Consider the following 15,121-nt stretch of genomic DNA (forward strand, 5'->3'; position numbering starts at 1 on the left):
CGTGCGGCGGTACGGGTTTGACGCGCGCCGCGGGGGATTTCCTTCGCGGGCAATATTTCCGGCGCGCCCGGGAGCCCGATCGGTTATCGTTCCGGGCTCTGAACGGGACAGGGCCCGGGGTGTTCCCGGAGCTGACGGACATTCGGCAACCATGGATATTTTCTGGGCGCTTCGCGGGTTCTTCCGCGCGCACTGGCGAAGCTATTGCATCGCGGCGCTGTTGCTGGTCGGGGTGGCGCTGCTCGGCCTGCTGCCGCCCGCGATCGTTGGCCGCGTGGTCGATGGCATCGATGCCGGCACCCTGGACCGGCGTGCGCTGCTGCTGCATGCGGGCGCCATCGTGGCCTGTGCACTCGGCATCTACGTGCTGCGCTTCCTGTGGCGGCAGATTCTCTACGGCGCTTCCTATTCGCTCAGCCTGCAGCTGCGCCAGCAGATCTATGCCCACCTGCTGCAATTGTCACCGGCGGCGATGGGCAATTTCCCCACCGGCGATCTGATGGCGCGCGCCACCAACGATGTGCAGGCGGTGGAAATGACCGCCGGCGAGGCGGTGTTATCGATATTTGACGGCCTGCTGACCGGCCTGCTGGTGCTCGCGGTCATGGTGTTCGCGCTGAGCGGGTGGCTCACCCTGATGGCGCTCGCGCCGTGGCCGCTGATGAGCTGGGCGATGTGGCGTCTCGGGGACGCGCTGCACCGGCGTTTCGACGCGGCCCAGGCGGCCTTCAGCACCCTCAACACGGTGACCCAGGAGAGCGTCGCGGGCTTGCGCGCGGTGCGCGGGCTCGGTGCCGAGGCACACGCCGCGGCACTGCTCGGGCGTGCCTCCGACGAGGCCAACGCGGCGAGTTTGCGGGTGGCGCGGATCGATTCGCGCTATGACCCGATCATCTACCTCACAGTGGGGGCGTCGTTCATGATCAGCGTGGGTGGTGGCGCCTGGCTGATCAGCGCCGGGCAGCTCACGGTAGGCGAGCTGACCAGCTTCACGCTCTATCTCGGGCAACTGGTGTGGCCGATGTTCGCGTTCGGCTGGATGGCGAACCTGGTGCAGCGTGGCAAGGCGGCCTGGGGGCGGATCCAGGCCTTCCTGAATACGCCCTCGGCGGTGGAGGATCGGGGCCGGATCGATACCGTCGAGGACCACCGGCTCACTGTTGCGATCAGCACGTTTTGCTATCCCGGGCGCAGCCAGCCGGCGCTGCGCGAAATGCGTTTCAGCGTCGCCCCCGGCCAGACCCTCGGTATCGTCGGGCCAACGGGTTCCGGGAAGTCGACCCTGCTGGCGCTGATCGCCCGCTTCCATGAAGCCGAGGGTGTCGCGGTGCGCCTGGGTGAGCATCCGGTGGCGGAGTACCGGCTCGATGCGCTGCGCGCGGCGGTTTGCTGGGTGATGCAGGAATCGGTGCTGTTCTCGGCAACGCTCGGCGAAAACCTCGCACTCGCCAGCCCCGGGGCCAGCGAGGAGGCGATCCGCGAGGTGGTGCGGGTAGCGGGTTTCGAGCGCGATCTCGAGGCGCTCCCAGAGGGGCTGCGGACCGAGGTCGGCGAGCGCGGTGTCACGCTGTCCGGTGGCCAGCGCCAGCGCCTGTGTCTGGCGCGGGCGCTGCTCGGCGAGTCACGCATCCTGCTGCTCGACGATGCCTTGTCGGCGGTCGATGCCGAAACCGAGCACCATATCCTCGGCGCGCTCGAGCAGCGTACGCGTCATCTCAGCCGGGTCATCGTCAGTCACCGCCTCTCGGCGGTGCAGGGCGCGGCGGAAATACTGGTGCTGCGCGACGGCGCGATCAGCGAGCGTGGTACCCATGCCATGCTGCTGGCCCGAGACGGGTGGTATGCCCAGACCTGGCGCTACCAGCAGCTCAGCGCCGCGGTGGAGCAGAGCTCGTGAAACGCAGTGCCTTGTGGCGTTTGCTGGCCCTGGCAACCCGCGACCGGCGCGCGTTCGCAATCGCCACCGCGCTGGTGCTGGTGGCGGCGGCGGCCGAGGTCGGCGGACCGTTGCTGATCAAGGTGTTCATCGACGAGCACGTGCAGACCGGGGTCTATCCGCTGGCGACGGTGGCGGCACTCGGCGCGGCCTATGTGTTCCTGCAACTGCTCAGCGCGGCGGCGGGCTACGCACAGGGCGTGGCGCTGGCGCATATCGCGCTCGCCGCGGTCGGTGCGCTGCGGGTCGCGGCGTTTGGGACCGCGTTGCGTCTGCCGGTCGCGTGGTTCGACCGCACGCCGGTCGGAACGGTGGTCTCGCGGCTGACCAACGATACCGAGGCGGTCAAGGACTTCTATGTCAACGTGCTCGGCGTCGTGGTGGCCAACAGCGCGCGCGTGCTCGGCATGGCGGTGGCGATGCTGTGGCTGGACTGGCGTCTTGCGATCCCCTGCCTGGCGTTCCTGCCCGCGGCGTTGGCGGTGATGTGGGTCTACCAGCGCGCCAGCGGGCCACGTTTTCGCGCGGTGCGCGCGGCGCTGGCCCAGATCAATGCGTTCCTGTCCGAGTCGATCGGTGGCCTCAAGGCGGTGCAACTGAGCCGCCAGCTGGAGCGATTCGGGCTGCGTTTCAGGGGGATGTGCGAAACCCACTATCGGGCACGCATGGCTTCGCTGCGTCTCGACGCGATGCTGCTGCGCCCGCTGGTCGACCTGCTGATGATGTGCTGCATGGCCACGCTGGTGTGGTGGCTGGGTGCCGAGGCGCTGGCCGGAGGTATCGGCATCGGGCTGGTCTACGTGTTCGTGAACTACCTCGGCCGTTTTGCCGAGCCGGTGATCGATATCACCCACCGCCTCAGCCTGTTCCAGAACGCGATGGTCTCGGCGGTGCGGGTGTTCGAGCTGGTGGATCGTGACGATGCCCGCGCGCCGCTCTTGAGCGGTCCGCTACCGCGTGACACGCATCTCGGCGTCCGCGCGCTGAGCTTCTCCTACGGCGCCGGCAAGCCGGTGCTCCAGGACATCTCCTTCGAGATCGGTCCCGGGCGCCTGCTGGCGCTGGTTGGCGCGACCGGCAGCGGCAAGAGCACCATCGCGGGCTTGCTGCTGCGCTTTCACCAGCCGGGTTCCGGCACGATCACGCTCGGCGGGGTGCCGCTGGCCGCGATCGATGACGCGAGTTTCAGCCGCCTCGTCGGCTACGTGCCGCAGGACCCGTTCCTGCTCGCCGGCACCCTGGCGGAGAATATCGACTTCGGATTTGGCGCCGGCGCGGAGCAGATCATGCTGGCGGCGCAGCGCGTGGGTCTCGGCGCATTTCTGCAGAGCCTCGATCAGGGGCTCGCCACCCAGGTCGGAGAGCGCGGCGCGGCGCTGTCGGCCGGCCAGCGCCAGCAGGTGATCCTGGCCCGTGCCCTGGTGCGCAACCCGGCGATACTGGTGCTCGACGAGGCCACCGCGAGCATCGACAGCGGCACCGAGTCGCTGTTGCAGGATGCGCTGCACCGCCTCAAGGGCGAGGTCTCGATGGTTATCATCGCGCACCGGCTCTCGACCCTGCGCGAGGTGGACGAAATCCTGGTGCTGGGCGCCGGACGGGTGCAGGAGCGCGGCAGCCACGCGCAGCTCATCGCGCGTGGCGGGCTCTATCGTCGTCTGTGGGAGCTGCAGCGCATGGATTCGGCAGGCGCCTTGCCGCTGATCTGAGGGCTCAGGCGGCGCGCGGTGCAGGACCGCTGCTGCCGGTTTCGAGCCAGCGCTTGATGCGGTTGGCATCGCCGAGCGGGGTCAGTTTGCCCTGCGAATCGAGCAACACCATCACCAGCGGACGATTGCCGACCCGGGTCTTCATGACCAGGCAGCGACCGGCTTCGTTGGTGAATCCGGTCTTGCTGAGCTGGATGTCCCAGGATCCCCCGCGCACCAGGCGGTTGGTGTTCACGAAGTCGAGCGAATAGCGCGGCTGCGGGAAGCTCACGGTGCGTTGCGCGGTGGTGGTGAACTCGCGGATCAGGGAGTACTGGCTGGCGGCCTGTGCCATCAGCACCAAGTCGCCGGCCGAGGCCTGGTTCTGGCTGGACAGGCCGGTGGAATCGGCGAAATGCGTGTGTGTCATCCGCAGCGCTTTTGCCTTCTTGTTCATTGTCTCGATGAACGCGGCCCTGCCACCCGGGTAGTGGCGCCCGAGCGCCGAGGCGGCGCGGTTCTCGGAAGACATCAGGGCCAGGCGCAGCATTTCCTTGCGTGACTGCCGGGTGTCGATGCGCAGGCGCGAGTAGGTGCCCTTGAGGCGGTCCACATCGTCCCCGGAAATGGTCAGCATCTCGTCCATCGGCAGCTTGCCGTCGAGCACCACCATCGCGGTCATCAACTTGGTGATCGAGGCGATCGGAGCGCTGCTGTCGGCGTTTTTCGCGTACAACACCTTGCCGGTCTGGGCATCGAACACCACTGCCATCGACGAGGCGAGCTGCAACCGCTTGGGGTCGGGTGTGCGGGGCTGGGCATTTGCGGTGGCGCAGGCGAACACGGCGCAAACCAGCCCCGCGAGCGCCGCACGAAGTACTACCGGGAATGGCATGGGCTTCAGATCCTTGTACAAAACAACCGTGACACTTGCAGAGTAATAGACAATTGCCCAATCGGCCAGCTAATCGGCAGGCTTATTCATTGCGCACGAATATCGCGAGATGCAGCGTGTGCAGCACGGGCAGACGGGCGATATCGGCAACCAGGCCAAAGCCATGGTCCGCGAATTTTTGCCGGATACTGTCCAGGGAGGTTGCGTACTGAGCGCTCACTTCGCCGAAAAGCCCTTCTTTCAATGTGCGACGGATGCTGGTCAGGGCCAGCGGACTGAGACAGGACAGCAGTACATGGCTCTCGCGGCCCGTCCCCGGCTGCCGATGGAGCGGCCTCGCAGCGCGCACCAAAGCCGGAGTCCAGCAGATGGAGTTCGGATCGCTCGCTCATTGCAACCCGGGAACACGGCGGACGCTGACGGGTATGGCACTCTGGCGCGCCTGCCCGGTGATCGGATCGAAACAGGTCTCGTCGTTGACCAGGCGGTTGGTGGAGCTGCCCTGCGCGCGCACATTGCCGGCGTCGCTGTCGATATCGCCGAAGGCATGTGCCATCGAAATGATTCCGGGGCGCAGATCCTCGCCGGGACGTGCCACGCCGACGATCGCGCCGCTTTCCGAACGGATCTCGATCAGGGTGTCGGGGGCAATGCCGAGGCGTCGCAGATCGTCCGGGTGCATATAGGCGTAATTGGTCGTGCCCTTGTCGCGCAGGCGCGGGAAATTGTGCCCGGTCGAGTTGAAGAACTGGCGGATGCGGCGCGAGGTGAGCAGGTGCGTGTAGCCCGCCCCGGCGATCGCGGCGGGCCTGCCCTCCTCGTCCAGTGTCTCGGCCAGCAGCGCAGCCAGCTGCGCCGGCACCTCGTCGGGCAACAGGCGAAAGCGGTTGGTATTGCCCGGGCGGCGCGGCCCGACGGCGCTGCGCGCCTCGGGGTAGAAACGGCCGCCCTGCGTCGCGGTATCCTCGCGCACGGTGGCCAGCGGTATCCGCGAGCCGCGGCTCAGGATCGCGGTCAGCGCGTACTTGTCCGGTCTTCGATCGGTCGGCAAGGGCTGGCGGTTTACCACCAGCTCCACCCCGAGGCGCTGCGCGAGTTCCCAGTAGAATTCCCACTCCTCGATCATCTCGCCCTCGGGCTCCAGCACGCGCTCGGTGTAGTGCGCATAAGGCTGTTCGAAGTACAGCTCGCCGAGCAGTGTCGCATCGGCGCGCTCCAGCGCCAGCAGCGGCGGCAGGATATAGTGCGCGCGCTTCGCGGTAGCCGACATCCACGGGTCGATCGCGACCAGCAGTTCGAGGTCATCCATGGCGGCGCCCATTTTCACCTGGTTGGGAAAGGCCACCATCGGATTGCCGCCCACGCAGAACAGGGCGCGGATGCGCCCCTCCCCGGGGGTGAGGATCTCGTCGGCCATCACGTTGCAGGGCATCTCGCCACCGATCTGGGTGAGACCGCGAAAGCGCGACTTCGCCATGCCTTCGCCCCACGGGCGGGGCGGGAACACGACTTCCGCACGCAGCGGCTGCGGCGCGCTCAGCGGCGCAGCCGTCGGTGGCACTTCGCCCTCGCGGTAATAGCGACCGCAGACGGTGTTCAGGGTCAGCACCAGGTGCTCGGTGAGCGAGCCGCGCGGGGCCATTTCGGGGCCGGTTCCAGTGGTTGCGGCGCCCCGGCGCGCGTCGGCAAAAAGCCGTGCTCCCTGGTAGATCTGTGTCAGCGGCACATCGCAGCGTCGCGCCACGTATTGCGGGGTGAAGCCGTCGATGGCGCTGCGCAACGCCTCCAGGCTATCGACGTACGCCTCGCAGAACGCCCGGTCGTGACGTTGCTCGTCGAGAATGATCCGCAGTATTCCTGCGAGAAGGGTCGCGTCCTCGCCCGGGCGCGGTTGCAGGTGCAGCGTGGCGCGGCGTGCGACCTCGGTGCGCCGTGGGTCGATCACGATCAGCTTCAGGCCGTTGTTCAATGCATCCTGCAGCCGCCGGTAAGGGTTGTAGACCGGCAACCCGCCCTTGGCGGCGTACTGCGACAGCAACGGATTGTTGCCGATCCACATTGCGACGTCGGAGTCGCTGAAGGTGTGCAGGCCGCCGCCCCAGATGCCGAATCGAAACGGCATGAAGGCCTTGGCCGGCTGATCGAGCGTCATCGGGGAATACAGGCTGGTGGACCCGATCGCACGATGGAAAGCCTTCGATACCGATAGCGTGGGGTAGTTTGAATAAGCCCAGCTGCCGTTATAGGTGGCGATCGCGCGGGGGCCGTCGCGCGCGATCAGCTCGCGGGTCCTGGCCGCAATCTCGTCGAGTGCCCGGGTGAGCGGAATGGAGACGAAGCCCGCACCGTCGCGCTTCAGCGCCGTGCGAATGCGCTCCGGGTGCGTGTGCATCGTGATCAGTTCGCGGCCGCGCAGGCAGGTATAGCCGCCGCTCAGCGGATTGCCGGCATCGCCGCGCAGCGCCACCGGGCGCCCATCCTCGACATCGACATCGATCGCGCAGCAGCCGAGGCAGAAGCGGCAGTAGGTCTTTCGAGTTTCGACGCTCATGGCGTAGCTCCGTACCCAGCGCGCTGCTGATTGGTGTGCCTCGCGCGATGAAACCATCACCGCGAGATTAGCGCAAAGCGGGCACTCGCCGCCATGCGTGGAGCTGCATCATCCGAATTGTGATCAAACTCCTGATTGCCACGCGCCCCGGACCCCGATACCGTGAGCCACGAATCGAACAACAACGCGGGGCGAATGCAATGAAAGAATTCAAGGACCGGGTGGCGGTGGTTACGGGCGGCGCGAGCGGAATCGGCAAGGCGCTGGCCAGGGCCTTCCTCGGCGCGGGCATGAAAGTGGTGATTGCCGATGTCGAGGCGCGCGCGCTCGAGGCCGCGACGCGGGAACTCGGTGGCACCGTGTGCGGCGTGGTCACCGATGTTTCCAGCCCGGAGTCGGTGAAAGCGCTGGCCGATCAGGTGTTCGCGATCCACGGTGCCTGCCATATCCTGTGCAATAACGCCGGCGTTTCCGCTCCCAACCTGGACCTGTGGGAGACCGAGCCCTCGGACTTTCAATGGGTGCACGGCGTCAACGTGAACGGGGTCGCGCACGGCGTGCAGGCCTTCGTGCCGCGCATGATCGCCTCCGGCGAGGAGGGTTTCGTGATGAACACCTCCTCCGGTGACGGTGGCATCTCGCCGCTCGCGCAGCAGGTGGTGTATGCCTCGAGCAAGGCGGCGGTCTCGATCATGACCGAGTGTCTCGCGGCGCAGCTCATCGGTCGCGGCACCAGGCTGCGCGCGGCGATCTTCTATCCGTCGGGCGGGATGCTTCCCACCGGTATCTGGACCACGAAACGTAACCGCCCCGCCGCGCTTGCACGCAAGCAGCAGGTCGATCCGGCGCGCGAGACCACCTTCGATGCGTTCATGGAGGGTGCGCGCAAGGCCGGCTTCGATCTGCCGGTGCAGGATCTCGATGAACTCGCGCAATTCGCGCTCGAGGGCATCCGCAACGGGGATTTCGTGATCATGATCGGGCGCGAAACCATGGAGCAGACATTGCGCGAGCGTGCCGCAAAACTTGCGCGCGGCGAATGCCCGATCGAGCTCCAGCACATGGGGCTCGGTTGAGCGCCCATCCGTGAACGAGGAAGCCGTCATGTCGAGAGTCACGATCATCAGTTCCGATTGCCACGCCGGCGCGCTGCCGGTGACCTACAACGAGTACATGCCCCGGCGCTACCACGAGGCCGCCAACGCCTGGTGGATCGGGTATGCACGGGAGATGTACGCACGTGCCGGGACTTTTTTCGACCAGGAGGCGGTCGAGACCTACGCCGAACAGGTCGGTGAGGGCGGCGGGCGCATGCGCGCATTCTCGGACCCCGGCACCCGGCTGAGTGATGAAGATGTGCTCGGCATGCTGAGCGATGCGAGCAGCCCGTTTGCGCCGCGCCGCGGCGAATTCGATGCCACCGTGCGTATCCGTGAACTCGATGCGGACGGCATCGCGGGCGAGGTGATTTTCCCTCAGATGGCGCCCTTTGGCGCGGGCCTGATGCAATACCGCTTTGCAGTCACGCCCGAGCAGAGTTTCGTCGGTTGCCAGGCTTACAATCGCTGGCTGGCCGATCTGTGCCGGGCGAATCCGCAGCGCCATGCGGGCGTGGCGCTGATCGATGTCGAAGACATCGACGCCTCGGTCAGGGAAATCCGCGCCGCCAGGGAGATGGGGCTGTGGGGCGGCGTGTTGCTGCCGACCAGCACCGGTGCCCATCCGTTCTATCACCATCCGCGTTACGAGCCGATATGGGCCGTGTGCGAGGAGCTGGACATGCCGCTGCAGTCGCACTCCGGATGGTCGCCCGATTACGGTGACGTCCCCAGTGCGACCGCCATGTTCATCAGCGAGGTCGACATGTTTGCCCAGCGCCCGTTCACCGCGCTGCTGTGGTCGGGTGTGTTCGAGCGCTATCCGCGCATCAGGTACATGCTCACCGAGACCGGTGTGGGCTGGGTGGTCGAGAAGCTGCGGGTGCTCGAGTTCAAGGCCGCGAACCCGATGTTCAGGCATTTCAGGAAGGGGCTGTCACTCTCGCCAAGCGAGTACTTCGCGCGCAACTGCTTTGTCGGGGCCTCGTTCATGCCCGAGCACGAAGGGCGTTTCCGCCACCAGATCGGCGTGGACCGCCTGATGTGGGGCTCGGACTACCCGCACCTCGAGGGCACTTGGCCAAACACCATGAAGGCGCTCAATGCCACCTTCGGTGAATACCCGGAAGACGAGATCCGCGCGATTCTCGGCCTGAATGCCGCGCGGGCCTATGGCTTCGACCTGGCCGCCCTGCAGCCGATCGCGGACCGGATCGGGCCGTCGATAGCGGCCATTCGCAGTGGGCGTTGAATCAAATCCATCAGAATGCCCAAACGCAAAGGGATCCTTTCCAGGATCCCTTTGTGTTTGGCGCGCCCGAAGGGATTCGAACCCCTGACCTCTGCCTCCGGAGGGCAGCGCTCTATCCAGCTGAGCTACGGGCGCAAAACTTCATCTCATTCTCAACACGTTCACCGGCGGGCCGGGCCTGGGGCCTGCGGGGTTGCGGCCGGGCGGCAGCGGCTTTGGGCGCAAAACTTCATCTCATTCTCAACCTTTCGCGCCGGCGGGCCGCTTGCGGTCGGGCGTTCGTACCACCCAGCTGAGCTACGGGCGCAAAACTTCATCTCATTTCATCACCGGCAGGCCTGACGGCCTGCGGCGCTGTCGCCTGCGGCGCCGGGTCCGGCCACTCGTTGAACCGGCAGGCCTGACGGCCTGCGCAGCGCTCCCCGTCGCCTGCGGCGCCGGGTCCGGCCACTCGCTTGCAGGCTCGTGGCGTTCGTACGGGCCGAAGCGATGCTTCGGCTTTTCCCGTACTCACCCAGCTGAGCTACGGGCGCAAAACTTCATCTCATTCTCAACACTTTCGCCTACTGCAACCGGCAGGCCTGACGGCCTGCGCAGCGCTCCCCGTCGCCGGTGGCGCCGGACCCGGCCACTCGTTGCAGGCTCGTGGCGTTCGTACGGGGGCAACTGGCAACGGCGGGCATCATAACCGCGCCCCGGGGGAGCGTCCATCGTCAAAATTTGGCGGGCGGTTTCCCGCATGGGAAGCATATGGCTATAATCCGCCGCGTTTCACGCGCCATATTGCTTCGCGGCAATCGTGCGGTTCAATGTCCCAGCCGAGAGGTTTGCCCAAGTGTCGATCAAGCGCGAATTGTGGATTACGGCTGCCGGTGTGATGGCGGTAATGGCGGCAATGGCTTCCATTGCAGCAACCGATCTCGAGCAGGAACTCATCGACCGGATCAAGCCGGTCGGCGAGGTGTGCATCCAGGGCAAGAGCGATTGCGCGGCTCCGGTCGCGGCCGTTGCCAGCGGCCCTCGCTCGGGCGAGCAGGTATACGGCGCCGCGTGTGTGGCCTGTCATGATTCCGGCCTGGCCGGTGCCCCGAAAATCGCGGTGGCGGCCGATTGGGCGCCACGTATCGCGCAGGGCGAGGAAACCCTGGTCAGCCACGCGCTCAGTGGCATTCGTGGCATGCCGCCCAAAGGCACGTGCATGAACTGTTCCGACGAGGAAATCAAGCTCGCGGTTGAATACATGGTGTCCAGGAGCCAATAGCCACGGATGCTGGTTCGACCGGCGAACCCTGGTCAAAAAACACACGATCGATGTGGCGCAACAGCCGCGAGAGCCTGCATCGGTCGTGTTTTAAGCCGGGAAATTTCACGCACGATTAGAAAAATGTGCCGTTGTCGCCTATAACCAGCTATCGGGTTTGCGACATCATCAATTTGGCTTTGCCTATCGGGGCGGGCCGCGCACGGCAGCAGAACGCGACGGCAAATGGATTCAGGTGCTATCGGCGACAAGGCAATCCGCGTTCTCCTGATAGATCAGGACCCCGCCGAGTACGCGCTGATCGGACAACTCCTGAGTGCGGTTGGACCGAATGCCTACGAACTCACGTGGTGCCGGCAATCCGGTCATGCCCTCGAGGCAATCGCCGCCGATCTGCATGACGTGATACTGCTCGACTACCAGAGCGACCGCGTCAAGGGCAGCGGCCTGCTCGCCAAGGCCGTACAGCACAACTGTACCCGCCCGATCATCGTGATGACCGACGAGATGGATCGCAACGTCGATCGCGAGGCGATTCGCAGCGGCGCGTCCGATTATCTGATCAAGGGGCGTATCGACTCGCTGGTGCTCGAGCGCGCGATCCGCTACGCAATCGATCGCAAGGAGGCCGAGCTGAAACTTGCCCGCCTCGCGCACTATGATCCGCTCACCAACGTGCCAAATCGCATCCTGTTCCGGGATCGGTTGCAGCGCGCGGTCGAGCGTGCACGGCGTGGCAACCAGGCCGTGGCGCTGTTTTTCATGGATCTCGACGGATTCAAACAGGTCAACGACACCCTTGGCCACGACGCCGGTGACGAATTGATCCGCTGCGTCGCGGAACGACTCAGCGCGTGCATGCGCAAGAGCGACAGCGTGGCGCGTATCGGGGGCGATGAATTCACGGTGATACTCGAAGACATCGAGACCACCGCGGATATCGTCAACGTGGCCCGCAAGGCCATCGATGTCGTCTCGCGTCCGGTCACGGTGGGCGGACAGCAGATCACGGTCGGCTGCAGCATCGGCATCGCGGTCTATCCCGAAGGCGGTCAGGATGTCGACTCGCTGCTCAAGCATGCCGACATGGCCATGTACCAGGCCAAGGGTTTGCGCGGCAGCGCCTATCGTTTCTACACCGAAAAGCTGAATGTCGAAGCGATGAACCAGATGTACCTCGAGGCGGATCTGCGCCGGGGTCTGCGCCGTGGCGAGTTCGAACTGTATTACCAGCCGCGCATATCGCTCGACGATGCGCGCGTCGCCGGTGTCGAAGCCCTGCTGCGCTGGAATCATCCGGTGCGCGGGCTGGTGATGCCGGCGGACTTCATACCGCTCGCCGAGGAAGTCGGACTGATCGTGCCGCTCGGATACTGGGTGATACACCAGGCCTGCCAGGACATGCGCGCCATGGATGCGCGTGGCATGGAGCCGATCCACGTGGCGGTGAACCTCTCGTTCCGGCAATTTCTCGACGTGAAGTTCGTCGAGACGGTCGGCAATATCATCGACAGCGCGGTGATCGATCCGCACCGTCTCGAATTCGAGCTGACCGAAACTGCCATCATGTCGCATTTCGAGGAGACGGAGCGCAGCATGCAGACCATCCGCGCGATGGGACCGACCTTCTCGCTCGATGATTTCGGCACCGGCTATTCCTCGTTTGCGCACATCCAGCGTCTGCCGATCGGCGCGCTGAAGATCGACCGCAGTTTCGTGCAGAACGTCACCAGCATGCAGGGCGATGCAACCATCGTGAAGGCGATGATCTCGCTCGCACATAACCTCGGCCTCGCGGTGATCGCCGAGGGTGCGGAAACCGTCGAGCAGGTGGGTTTCCTGCGCGATCACGCCTGCGACCAGGTCCAGGGCTTTTTCTACTCCAGGCCGGTGAAATTCGCCGAGCTGCTGGAATTCGTGCGGCGCGATCTGTCTCTTACCGCCTGAGCCAGCACGACAGCAAACTGATTTCCCGCTCCAGCCGCCACCGGACGCGTAGTCCGCGACCTCCTCGAGCGTACTCGCCCTTTTACCTTTGCTCCATGCTCTGGTTTGCGCTCGCAGCTCTGTGGCGTAACATGAAAACGAAACCGGACGGGAGCAAAGGAAATGAAGCACAGGGCGTTGATCGTTGCGACAGGTACCGTGGCATTGATGCTGGCGATATCCGGTCATGCTGACTGGAAGGACCAGCTGGATGCCGTGGTGGGCAACGTCGGCAACACGGGTGCCGGCAGCCAGCTTTCCGGACTCAGCAGCGTCGAGATGGATGGTGGCTTGAAGGAAGCGCTGGCCGTTGGCACCGAGCGCGCGATCAAGGAGCTCGGCAGGAAGGGCGGCTATCTCGACGATGCAAGTGTGCGCATACCGCTGCCGGGGTCGCTCGAGAAGGCAGAAAAGCTGCTGCGCATGATGGGCCAGGGTGATGCAGTCGACGAGTTTCTGGTGACGGTGAATCGCGCCGCGGAGAAGGCCGTGCCGCTGGCATCGGATATCGTCGGTGATGCGGTGCGTGACATGAGTATCGTGGATGCGAAGAAGATCCTGACGGGTCCGGATGACGCGGCCACGCAGTACTTTCGCGCCAAGACCGGCGCTGACCTGACGCAGGCGATGATGCCGATCGTGAAGCGCGCCACCGATGCTGCCGGCGTGACGAGCGCCTACAAGCGCCTGCTCAAAAAGGCTGGACCCGCCAGTGGACTGGTTGGCGATTCGCTGGATATTGACAGCTACGTGACCGAGAAAGCCCTCGACGGGTTGTTTCTGAAGGTGGCCGAAGAGGAAAAGGCGATTCGCACGAACCCGCTTGAACGCAGCAGCGATCTGTTGCAGAAGGTGTTCGGATCGGTGGCGCGCTGACGCGTCGATTGCGGAGGTCGTGACGATCTGCATTCCGGCCACCGCCGCTTTTCAGTCGCGCGTTTCCCCGATCCGATACGCCAGCGCTTCGGCAATATGCGCCGACGCGATCGCGTCGCAGGCATCCAGGTCCGCAATGCTGCGCGCCACGCGGAGCACGCGGTGATAAGCACGCGCCGACAATCCCCAGCGCTCGATGGCGGCCACCAGGAACGCGCGATCCTCGTCGCCCAGGCAGACCACGCGTTCCAGCTCCCGGCCCCGCAGTTCGCTGTTGCTGCAACCCTGGCGCGACAGTTGCCGCTCGCGCGCGGCGATCACCCGTTCGCGGATGCTGTGACTGGGTTCCTCGGGATGCGTGTCGGTGCGCTCGAACAGCGCCGCGCCGGGACGCGAGACCTCGACCAGCATATCGAAGCGATCGAGCAACGGACCGGACAGCCGTTCGCGGTAGCGACCCACCTGGTCCGGGGTGCAACGGCAATCGCGAAAGCCCGATCCGAGGTAGCCGCACGGGCAGGGATTCATCGCCGCGAGCAACTGGAAGCGCGCCGGAAAGCACACCCTGCGCAGCGCGCGCGCCACCATGATCTCGCCCGACTCGAGCGGTTCGCGCAGCAGGTCGAGGAGGCGCCGCGGCCATTCCGGCAACTCGTCCAGGAACAGCACGCCCTGGTGGGCGAGCGTGATCTCGCCCGGGCGCGGATGGCTGCCACCACCGACCAGTGCCGCGCCGGAGGCACTGTGGTGCGGCATCCTGAACGGGCGCTGATAACCCTCTGGAGCAAAATCCCCGAGGCCCGCCACGGAACGGATCGAGGCCACTTCGAGCCATTCCGCTGTCTCCATCGGCGGCAGGATGCCGGGCATGCGGGTGGCCAGCATGGTTTTGCCCGTACCCGGCGGGCCACTCATCAGCAGGTGCAGTTTTCCCGCGGCCGCAATCGCCAATGCGCGCTTGGCGCGAGCCTGCCCGCGTACATCGGCCATATCGGCGTCCGGCGCTGCGTGCACAGGGCTGTCGGGTGCCTGGGTGTCGGTCAGCGCCGCGCCGCTGAGATGCGCGCACACCTGCAGCAGATGTTGCGCGGGAATCACGCAGGCACCGGGAATCCGCGCTGCCTCGGCGGCATTCGCCCCGGGCACGATCAGTGCCTTGCCGTTCGCATGGCAGGCGATGGCCGCGGGCAGTGCGCCGGTGACGCTGCGGATTTCTCCGCTCAGCGCCAGTTCGCCGAGAAACTCGAATCCCTCGAGACTGCGTGGATCGATCTGCCCCGATGCGCCGAGAATCCCGAGTGCGATCGCGAGATCGTAACGCCCGCCTTCCTTCGGCAGATCGGCGGGTGCGAGATTGATCGTCACGCGTGACGCGGGAACCTTGAACTGGGTGTTGAGCAGCGCGCTGCGCACCCGGTCCTTGCTTTCACGCACCGCGGTTTCGGGCAGCCCGACGATCGCCATGCGTGGCAGGCCGCCCGAAATGTGGATCTCGGCGCGTACCGGCGGGGCGGAAATTCCGATCTGGGCGCGGGTGTCGACGGTTGCAAATGACATGATCCTTCCCTGGATACATGGT

At 65.5% G+C, this 15,121-nt stretch carries 11 protein-coding genes and 1 tRNA gene; 7 read left to right on the plus strand and 5 right to left on the minus strand.

From position 1 onward, the window contains the following. The first annotated feature begins 151 nt into the window (after positions 1-151). Positions 152-1,897, plus strand: coding sequence for an ATP-binding cassette domain-containing protein (locus IPF49_10445; GenBank protein MBK6288033.1), 1,746 nt, complete (start codon positions 152-154; stop codon positions 1,895-1,897). Then, positions 1,894-3,645: an ATP-binding cassette domain-containing protein gene (locus IPF49_10450; GenBank protein ID MBK6288034.1), complete on the plus strand. Its 1,752-nt coding sequence runs from the start codon at positions 1,894-1,896 to the stop codon at positions 3,643-3,645. The genes IPF49_10445 and IPF49_10450 overlap by 4 nt, the downstream gene beginning before the upstream one ends. A gap of 4 nt (positions 3,646-3,649) precedes the next feature. Here the strand turns inward: IPF49_10450 and pbpG are convergent, their stop codons facing one another. The 3 genes from pbpG to IPF49_10465 all read right to left on the minus strand — a co-directional run bounded on the left by pbpG (position 3,650) and on the right by IPF49_10465 (position 7,070). Continuing rightward, the gene (gene pbpG, locus IPF49_10455) at positions 3,650-4,519 is read right to left on the minus strand and encodes a D-alanyl-D-alanine endopeptidase (protein ID MBK6288035.1); all 870 of its coding nucleotides are present in this window, start codon (positions 4,517-4,519) and stop codon (positions 3,650-3,652) included. An 82-nt stretch (positions 4,520-4,601) separates the two neighbouring features. Then, the gene (locus IPF49_10460) at positions 4,602-4,868 is read right to left on the minus strand and encodes a hypothetical protein (GenBank protein ID MBK6288036.1); all 267 of its coding nucleotides are present in this window, start codon (positions 4,866-4,868) and stop codon (positions 4,602-4,604) included. A gap of 39 nt (positions 4,869-4,907) precedes the next feature. Then, on the minus strand, positions 4,908-7,070 hold the full coding sequence (locus tag IPF49_10465) for a molybdopterin-dependent oxidoreductase (protein ID MBK6288037.1): 2,163 nt from the start codon (positions 7,068-7,070) through the stop codon (positions 4,908-4,910). A 200-nt stretch (positions 7,071-7,270) separates the two neighbouring features. On the opposite strand from IPF49_10465, the gene IPF49_10470 reads away from it, so the two are divergent. Together IPF49_10470 and IPF49_10475 are read left to right on the plus strand one after the other, a co-directional pair. Further along, positions 7,271-8,146: an SDR family NAD(P)-dependent oxidoreductase gene (locus IPF49_10470; protein MBK6288038.1), complete on the plus strand. Its 876-nt coding sequence runs from the start codon at positions 7,271-7,273 to the stop codon at positions 8,144-8,146. Between the two features lie 28 nt (positions 8,147-8,174). Further along, positions 8,175-9,419, plus strand: a complete 1,245-nt coding sequence (locus IPF49_10475) for an amidohydrolase (GenBank protein MBK6288039.1) — start codon at positions 8,175-8,177, stop codon at positions 9,417-9,419. Between the two features lie 58 nt (positions 9,420-9,477). On the opposite strand, the gene IPF49_10480 is transcribed toward IPF49_10475, so the two are convergent. Then, positions 9,478-9,554: transfer RNA gene (locus IPF49_10480), tRNA-Arg, on the minus strand. Positions 9,555-10,296: 742 nt separating this feature from the next. On the opposite strand from IPF49_10480, the gene IPF49_10485 reads away from it, so the two are divergent. The 3 genes from IPF49_10485 to IPF49_10495 all read left to right on the plus strand — a co-directional run bounded on the left by IPF49_10485 (position 10,297) and on the right by IPF49_10495 (position 13,542). Beyond that, positions 10,297-10,680: a cytochrome c5 family protein gene (locus IPF49_10485; protein ID MBK6288040.1), complete on the plus strand. Its 384-nt coding sequence runs from the start codon at positions 10,297-10,299 to the stop codon at positions 10,678-10,680. 225 nt (positions 10,681-10,905) lie between these two features. Beyond that, positions 10,906-12,627: an EAL domain-containing protein gene (locus tag IPF49_10490; GenBank protein ID MBK6288041.1), complete on the plus strand. Its 1,722-nt coding sequence runs from the start codon at positions 10,906-10,908 to the stop codon at positions 12,625-12,627. A gap of 162 nt (positions 12,628-12,789) precedes the next feature. Further along, positions 12,790-13,542 (plus strand): DUF4197 domain-containing protein, encoded by a 753-nt coding sequence (locus IPF49_10495; GenBank protein ID MBK6288042.1) that lies wholly within the window; start codon positions 12,790-12,792, stop codon positions 13,540-13,542. Positions 13,543-13,593: 51 nt separating this feature from the next. On the opposite strand, the gene IPF49_10500 is transcribed toward IPF49_10495, so the two are convergent. Then, complete coding sequence (locus IPF49_10500; protein MBK6288043.1) at positions 13,594-15,099, minus strand: YifB family Mg chelatase-like AAA ATPase; 1,506 nt, start codon at positions 15,097-15,099, stop codon at positions 13,594-13,596. Between the last annotated feature and the right edge of the window lie 22 nt (positions 15,100-15,121).

The organism is Gammaproteobacteria bacterium (assembly GCA_016705365.1).
GTDB lineage: Bacteria > Pseudomonadota > Gammaproteobacteria > Pseudomonadales > UBA5518 > UBA5518.